Here is a 7,248-nt window from a genome sequence, read left to right on the forward strand (position 1 = left end):
CCCTCATGGTCGCCGTGGTCCACGTGGACGGCCGCGTCTACGAAGCCGTGCGGGACGGGGGGCGGCTGCTCTGTCACACCGGGAAGTTACCCGACGTACGGGCTACTCGGGCGGGGCGGGGCGGACCGCCAGGATCGCGATGTCGTCGTCGCTGTCCGCGCCCAGGCCGATGAGGAGCTCGTCGCAGAACACGTCGAGGGGTTCGCGGGCGAGGTCGGCGGCGTGGCGCCGGAGGCGGTCCATGGCGTGGTCCAGGGACTCGTCGCGGCGTTCGATGAGGCCGTCGGTGTAGAGGAGGACCGTCGAGCGGGCCGGGATCGCGTCGCGGGCCCGGGGGCGGGGCAGGTCGGGGTCCAGGCCGAGGAGTACGCCCGCGCCGTCCTCCAGGTAGCGGGTGCGGCCGTCCTCGGTGATGAGGAGGGGCGGCAGGTGGCCGGCCGAGGAGTGCACCAACTCCCAGGGGCCGTTCTCCGGGCCCTTGACGAGTCCGTAGATGCAGGTGGCGGTGGCCTCGCGGTAGAGGCTGTGGTTCGCCATGTCCAGGCGGCGCAGGACCGTCTCGGGGGGCTCCTGCCGGTCCACGGCGATGCCGCGCAGCATGCTGCGCAACTGGCTCATGGCGATGGCCGCGTCGAGGTTGTGGCCGGTGACGTCGCCGATCACCAGCGCGGTGTCCCCGCTGGGCAGGACGAAGCTGTCGTACCAGTCGCCGCCGACCTGGGCGGTGGTGGAGGAGGCCGCGTAGCGGGCGGAGATCTGGAGGTGGTCGATCTCGGGCAGTACGGGCAGCAGTGAGCGCTGGAGGCGTTCGGCGATGTTCTTCGTCTCCTGGTGGAGGCGGGCGTTGTCCGCGCCCAGGGCGAGGGCGCGCGCCAGATCGTCGATCAGGGGCAGGTCGTCCTCGGTGAAGGGCCGTTCCGCGCCGCCGCGGGCCACGGTGAGAGCGCCGATGATCTCCCGGCGGGCCCGGAGCGGGGCGACGACGGCGCTGCGCGTCCCCATGCTGCGGAGCAGTTCCCCGTAGTGGGCGTCCAGCGCGCTCGCGGCCTGGCTCGGCGGCGGGGGCTCCGCGAGGAGCAGCGGGCCGGCCCCGCGCAGCGCACGGGCGAGGGGGCCGCGGGCGGTCTCCGACACGGGCGGGAGCCGGCCCTCGTACTCCTCGGGGCAGGCCCCGCCGAGGGCGCGGCCGACGACACAGGCCCGGTCCACCTGGGCGGCCTCCCCGGTGAACAGGTCCACCGCGCACCAGTCGGCCAGCCGTTCGGTGAGCACCCGGCCCACCCGCTCCACGCCCTCGTCCAGGTTCGGGGCGTTGCTCAGGGCGGCCCCGGTGTCGGCCAGCAGGGAGAGCCGTTCCAGCGCCGGAATGCCCGCCCCGGCTCCCCCGGGGTGCGGGACGGCCGACGGGGCAGGGCCGTTCGGCTGCTGCGGCGCCACGGACCGGGCCCGGCCGGACGGGCGGGTCGGGGTGCCCGGCGCTGCGGCCCTGGGAGTGAGCTGGGCGACGAACACGGTGCGGCCGTCGGGCATCTCCTGGGTCTGGATGAACAGCCGGACGGGCACCAGCCGTCCGTCGCGGTGCAGCGCGGGGAGCGGTACCGAGCGGCCCAGGATCCGGGGCTGCCCGCTGAGCAGCAGGGACGTGAACGCCGCGAGGTGACGTTTGCGCAGGTGCTCCGGAATGAGGGTGGTGAGGGGCAGCCCGACGAGGTCGTCGGCGTGCCAGCCGAGCAGGTCCGCCGCAGGCCCGTTCGCCGCGATGATCGTGTTCCGCTCGTCGGCGGCGACCGTCGCAACCCTGCTGGCCTGCACCTGGCCGGCGTCCCAGGGCACCAGCTCGGACGGGCCGGCGCCGGGCTCGCGGGGCACCACCGTCCACGCGGTGGGGGGTCCGCCCGCGAGCTGGCCGACGATCTGGTCGAACAGCCACTGGTGGAAGACGCGGCTGCGCGGCAGCGCGGGCAGGGTCAGGAACCGTTCGTCCCTGGCCTTCTCCTCGGCCAGGTGGAGGACCGTGCGCAGCGCCTGCACGGCAGGCCCGGCGTCCGGCGGCACGGACAGGGGCAGGGACCGGATCCCCGCTCCGCCGGACTCCTGCTGGAGCGCGGCCGTCACACACGTGCTGATCAGGTGGTTCATGTCCTGGGCCGCGGCGAGTTCCCCGGGTGGCACACCCAGGTCCTCTCCGGCGGCCAGGGCGAGGACGACCTCGCGCAGCAGCGTGTGCCGGTGCTGCTGGGAGGCCGAGTAGAGCGCGCCCGGTACGTCGACCAGTGTCACGGTCGCCCCGGAGGCGGAGTCCGACGGCGGCGCCGGGATCTCCCACCCGACCGACGGCCGTGAAGTCCCGTCGGACGTTCCGTCGGACGTCGCGTCAGGCATCGCGTCGCCGGGCTCCAGCTCGAACCACACCGTCTTGGTGTCCTCGCCCGCGTCGACGCCGTACCGGGACGCCAGGTACCCGACGAGGGCCAGGCCCTGCCCCGTGCCGGCGTACGGCGGGTAGGCGTACGGCACGAGCCCGCGGTCCGGCCGCCGGTCGCTCACCGCCACCCGCACCGTGCCGCCGCCGTCCACCCGGGCCGACACCTCGACCTCGGTACGGGCATGCAGCAGCGCGTTGGTCACCAGCTCACTGACCAGGAGCTGGGCGGTCTCGACCACGTCCGAAGCGACGCCGTCCAGAGCGGTCCGCACGAACCGACGAGCCTCCGCCACGCTCCGCGGCCCCTGCGTGAACCGGCGCGATGGCGCGCCTGTGGCTTGGGGGTCGGCCATGGCCCCAGTCTGCCCCAGCGGGCGCGGCCCCGCGCCCGCGCACGGTCCGGCAGAGGGGCGCACGGGTGAAGGCCCGTCCCCGACGGAGTCCGTCACGAGGAGGATTCAGGATTCATTCAGGATTCCTTCCGCCACTCTGAAACATTTCCACCACCCCACCGCATCAATGAGGTGAGGGCAGCACGCAAGGCCACCGGGCGGGCGCCGGAAGCACAGGGCCGCTGGGGCCCACCGGACTGGGGGAACACGCATGAGACAGGTCCGCGCGGACGAGTACGCCGAGTTCGCGGCGGCACGGACCGGGCATCTGTACCGGTCCGCCTGCCTGCTCACCGCGGGGGACACGCACCTCGCCGAGGATCTCGTGCAGGAGACCCTCGGCAGGCTGTACGTCCGCTGGGGGCGCGTATCCCGGGCCGACAACCCCGCCGCCTACGCGCAGACCGTGCTCACCCGCGCCTTCCTGACCCATCAGCGGCGGCGCAGCAGCCGTGAGCGTGCCGTGGACGTCTTTCCGGAGCGGGCAGGTGCGGGGGCCGACGTGTCCCTGCGGCTCACGCTGGTGGAGGCCCTCGGCCGGCTACCCGCGAAGGACCGGGCCGTTCTGGTCCTGCGGTACTGGGAGGACCGGTCCGTCGAGGAGACGGCCCGTGCGATGAACGCCAGTTCCGCCGCCGTACGGACGCGGTGTGTGCGGGCCCTCGGCCGGCTGCGGGAGCTGCTGGGTGAGGACATCGGCGAGTACGCCCGCCCCTGAGCGTGCCCCGGCCCGTCGCCGACGGGCTGCCCGGCACCGAGCGCCGTCCTCGGACGGCACGACCACCCCCACTACTTCCTTCGACCAATCCGACCCCGGAAACGGTGGTACGCCATGCCCGTCGACCAGACCCACGACCCCTTCGAGGACCGGCTCTCCGCTGCCCTGCACCAGGCCGGCGGCACCTTCGACACCGACCGTGCCGCGCTCGTCGCGGCCGGCGCGGTGCGCGGGCGCCGGCTGCGCCTGCGGCGGCGGGCCGCCATCGCGGGGGGTGCGGCAGGCCTCGCCCTCGTGGGGGTGGGCGGGGCGCTGCTCGTACCCTCCGGCGCGGGCAGTTCCCCGCAGCAGGGCTCGGTCGCCGCGACCGGGTCCGGCACACCGAGTGCCGTGGCCGCCACACCCGCCGCGCCCGTCGTCTCGGCGGACGACATGGTCCGTACGCTCACGAAGCTGCTCCCCAAGGGGAAGGTGACGCGCGGCGAGGCGCGGGGAACGGACAGTCCGCTGCCGCCGCTCGCTCAGGTGGCCTTCGACGACGGCAAGGGCGCGGGGTCCCTCTCGCTGCTCGTGGACCGGGTCCGGGGCGGCGGCGAGGCCTTCGATCCGGCGGGCGAGGTGGCGCCCTGCCCCGACATGGAGCTGCCCGACTCGGGCCTGGACAGCTGCGTGACGCAGACCCTGCCCGACGGGTCCGTGGTGACCCTCACCCAGGGGTACGAGTACCCGGACCGCCGCGCGGACACCAAGGCGTGGAGCGCCGACCTGGTCACTCCCGACGGGACCCGGGTCAGCGTCAGCGAGTGGAACGCCGCGGCCCAGAAGGGCGAGCCCGTCTCGCGGCCCGAACCGCCCCTCACCATGGAGCAGTTGAAGAAGCTGGCCGCGGCGAACGAGTGGCGCAGGGTCGCCGACGCCATCCCCGATGAGCCCCGGAAGCCGTCCTCCCCCACGGAGGGCTCGACCGGGGACGTGACGAGCTACGAGGGCCGGCGGATCCTCGCCATCCTCACCAAGGCGCTGCCCGACGGCGTGAAGGTCGTCTCCAGCGGCAACGAGGAGACCGAGTTCGCCTACGCCGTCGTGAACGACGGCAAGGGCCAGAGCTACGTCCAGATCAACCTGCAGCACAACATGACCGACGCCGCGGGCGCGCTGTACGGCTCCGGCGCCGAGACCCTTCCCGACGGCACGCGCGTCGCGACGCGGCAGGGGCCCGGCGAGAAGGGCGGCGAGGGCGTCGTGATGTGGACCGTGGACACGATGCGCGCGCACGGTATGCGGGTCGTGATCAGCGCCTTCAACTCCGGCAGTCAGTCGGCGGCCGCGACGCGCTCCGAACCGGCGCTCACGATCGCCCAGTTGCGCAAGATCGCACTCAGTCCGCAGTGGGAGCTCCTGGGCGCCTGAGAGGAGCTGCTGGACGTCCTACGGGCGCCTGATGGGATGGTGCCGACCATTCCCTCAGCCGGCAGTTGGCAGATCGGGGCCGCCGCCACGCCGTGAAAACGGCGGATCGGCGGCCCGGATCCGCCCGTCAGCGCCCGGATCCGCCTGTCAGCACCCGGATCCGCCCGTCAGCGCCCGCCGATGCGGCTCAGAAGAACTCAGAAGAACTCCGACCACGGCTGGTCCCAGACCTGCTTCACGCACAGCACCAGGAACAGCAGCCCGGCCGCCGCGAGCATCCCGTTGCTGAGCCTGCCGTTGCGCCACTCGACGGGCGTGCGGGCCGAGTTGAGCAGCCAGATCAGGGTCAGTGCGAGGAAGGGAAGGAAGGCCGCGCCCAGCACGCCGTACAGGATGATCAGGCGGAAGGGCTGGCCCTGGAAGAGCAGGACCATCGGCGGGAACGTCAGCCACAGCAGGTAGAGGCGGAACGGCCAGGAGCGTTCCCGCCGGCCGGAGGCGACCTCGGCGCCCGTGGTCCGGTCGCCGCCGCGGTGGCGGGCGACGAAGTCGGCGAACATCAGGCTGACGCCGTGCCAGACGCCGATCAGGGAGGTGAAGGAGGTGGCGAAGAAGCCGATGAGGAAGAACTTGGCGGTGGCCGTGCCGTACTCCGCCTCCAGGATGTCGCCGAGCTGGACGAGCCCCTTGTCGCCGCCGGCGATCGCCACGTTCGCGGAGTGCAGCAGCTCGGCACCCACGAACAGCATGGCGACGACGAACACTCCGGTGGTGAGGTACGCGACGCGGTTGTCGAGCCGCATCATCTTCATCCAGCCCGTGTCGGTCCAGCCCTTGGCGTTGACCCAGTACCCGTAGGCCGCGAGGGTGATGGTGCCGCCCACGCCGCCGACCAGGCCGAGGGTGTTGAGGACCGAGTCCTTCTCGTCGGGCAGTACCGGCAGCAGGCCGGCGAGAGCGTCCCCGATGTTCGGCGTCACGCGGATCGCGAGGTAGACGGTCACCACGAACATGACGCCCACCAGGACGGTCATGACCTTCTCGAAGACCGCGTACTTGTTGAACCAGACGAACACCAGGCCCACCAGCCCGCAGGCGATGGCCCACCATTCAAGGTCCATCACGTCCGGGAACAGGGCCTGGAGGGGCAGCGCGCTGGACGACATCGCCGCCGCGCCGTAGACGAAGCCCCAGACGACGACGTAGACGAGGAAGAAGTACGTCGTCCAGCGGCCGAGGCTCGCCCAGCCGTCGAACAGGGTGCGGCCGGTGGAGAGGTGCCAGCGGCCGGCCGCCTCCGCGAGGGAGATCTTGACCAGGCAGCCGAGGACCGCGGCCCACAGCAGCGTGTAGCCGAAGTTGCTGCCGGCGATGAGGGTGGCGACCAGGTCGCCTGCCCCGACGCCGGTCGCGGCGACGACGATGCCGGGCCCGATGTACCGCCAACTGGACTTGCGGGGGGAAGGGTTGTCGCGGCCGGATGATGCCTCGGTGTCAGTGGGGTTGCCCGTGGTGTCCGCCATAGGAATCAAGAAAGCGGAAGGAGCCCGCGCCGACAAGGGGGCGTACACGAACGCAACGCCCGCGGGGGGTGCGGGAGCCGCCCCGCTGGAACGTCAGTCGCACGTGCATGTGCCCAGTTCGAACCACACGGTCTTTCCCGGCCCGTCCTGGTGGCAGCCCCAGCGCCGGGCGAGCGCCTCCACGAGGAACATGCCCCGGCCGCTCTCCGCGGAGCCCGCCTGGAGTACCTGCGGGGTACGGCGGCCGGTGTCGGCGACCTCGCAGCGCAGCACGCCGTGCGCCGCGGAGAGCGTGAGCCGGTAGTGGCTCGCGGAGTGCAGCAGGGCGTTGGTGGCGAGTTCACTGACGAGCAGTACGGCGGTGTCGACCAGGTCCTCCGGCTCGGCCAGCCCCCAGCCCTCCAGCTGCCGGCGCACCTGCGAGCGCGCCTCACCCACGGCGGACGGCCGCGGGTCGTACTCGACACTCCAGTGGCCCGCGCCCAGGGGCGGTTGAGGACAGGCGCCGTACGGAGAGTCGGGGTCAGGAAGGCGCCCCCCGGAGAGTTGCAGCATGCCTCCACCATGACCTCCGTCGGCGACACGTACACGGGGAGGACTACCTGTTTCCGTACCTGTACATAGGCCCAGATACCTGCGGATACCTGGTGATACCCGGGGAAAACGGGGCTCAGCCGTACTGGAGGCGTACGGCCGTGCCCTCCGGGGTCGGGCGGAGGTCGACGTAGGCGCAGACCTGGCGGGTGAACCAGAGGCCCTGGCCGGGGGGCGGGGTGGTGG

5 protein-coding genes are annotated in these 7,248 nt (G+C 72.7%); 2 read left to right on the top strand and 3 right to left on the bottom strand.

The window, feature by feature from the left end; genetic code table 11:
* Positions 1–102 precede the first annotated feature (102 nt).
* Positions 103–2,778 carry a SpoIIE family protein phosphatase gene (locus P1P75_RS37860; RefSeq protein WP_319263977.1) on the bottom strand — a complete coding sequence of 892 codons (2,676 nt, stop codon included), beginning with the start codon at positions 2,776–2,778 and terminating at the stop codon, positions 103–105.
* A gap of 250 nt (positions 2,779–3,028) precedes the next feature.
* Here P1P75_RS37860 and P1P75_RS37865 point away from each other — a divergent pair, with 250 nt between their 5' ends.
* Both P1P75_RS37865 and P1P75_RS37870 read left to right on the top strand, forming a co-directional pair.
* Positions 3,029–3,535, top strand: coding sequence for a SigE family RNA polymerase sigma factor (locus P1P75_RS37865; protein ID WP_319263979.1), 507 nt, complete (start codon positions 3,029–3,031; stop codon positions 3,533–3,535).
* A gap of 114 nt (positions 3,536–3,649) precedes the next feature.
* On the top strand, positions 3,650–4,945 hold the full coding sequence (locus tag P1P75_RS37870; protein ID WP_319263981.1) for a hypothetical protein: 1,296 nt from the start codon (positions 3,650–3,652) through the stop codon (positions 4,943–4,945).
* Positions 4,946–5,142: 197 nt separating this feature from the next.
* Here P1P75_RS37870 and P1P75_RS37875 read toward each other — a convergent pair whose 3' ends face one another.
* Positions 5,143–6,468 (bottom strand): Nramp family divalent metal transporter, encoded by a 1,326-nt coding sequence (locus tag P1P75_RS37875; protein WP_319263982.1) that lies wholly within the window; start codon positions 6,466–6,468, stop codon positions 5,143–5,145.
* Between the two features lie 93 nt (positions 6,469–6,561).
* A complete protein-coding gene (locus P1P75_RS37880; RefSeq protein ID WP_319263984.1) occupies positions 6,562–7,023 on the bottom strand; it encodes an ATP-binding protein in 462 nt (153 codons plus the stop codon).
* Between the last annotated feature and the right edge of the window lie 225 nt (positions 7,024–7,248).

This window comes from Streptomyces sp. ID05-39B (assembly GCF_033794725.1).
In the GTDB taxonomy this organism is placed as follows: Bacteria; Actinomycetota; Actinomycetes; order Streptomycetales; family Streptomycetaceae; genus Streptomyces; species Streptomyces bobili.

What these genes read in the sequence shown, in the direction of transcription:
- P1P75_RS37860 (WP_319263977.1), bottom strand. Translation starts at nt 2,778, where the DNA reads ATGGCCGACCCCCAAGCCACAGGCGCGCCATCGCGCCGGTTCACGCAG.
- P1P75_RS37865 (WP_319263979.1), top strand. Translation starts at nt 3,029, where the DNA reads ATGAGACAGGTCCGCGCGGACGAGTACGCCGAGTTCGCGGCGGCACGG.
- P1P75_RS37870 (WP_319263981.1), top strand. Translation starts at nt 3,650, where the DNA reads ATGCCCGTCGACCAGACCCACGACCCCTTCGAGGACCGGCTCTCCGCT.
- P1P75_RS37875 (WP_319263982.1), bottom strand. Translation starts at nt 6,468, where the DNA reads ATGGCGGACACCACGGGCAACCCCACTGACACCGAGGCATCATCCGGC.
- P1P75_RS37880 (WP_319263984.1), bottom strand. Translation starts at nt 7,023, where the DNA reads ATGCTGCAACTCTCCGGGGGGCGCCTTCCTGACCCCGACTCTCCGTAC.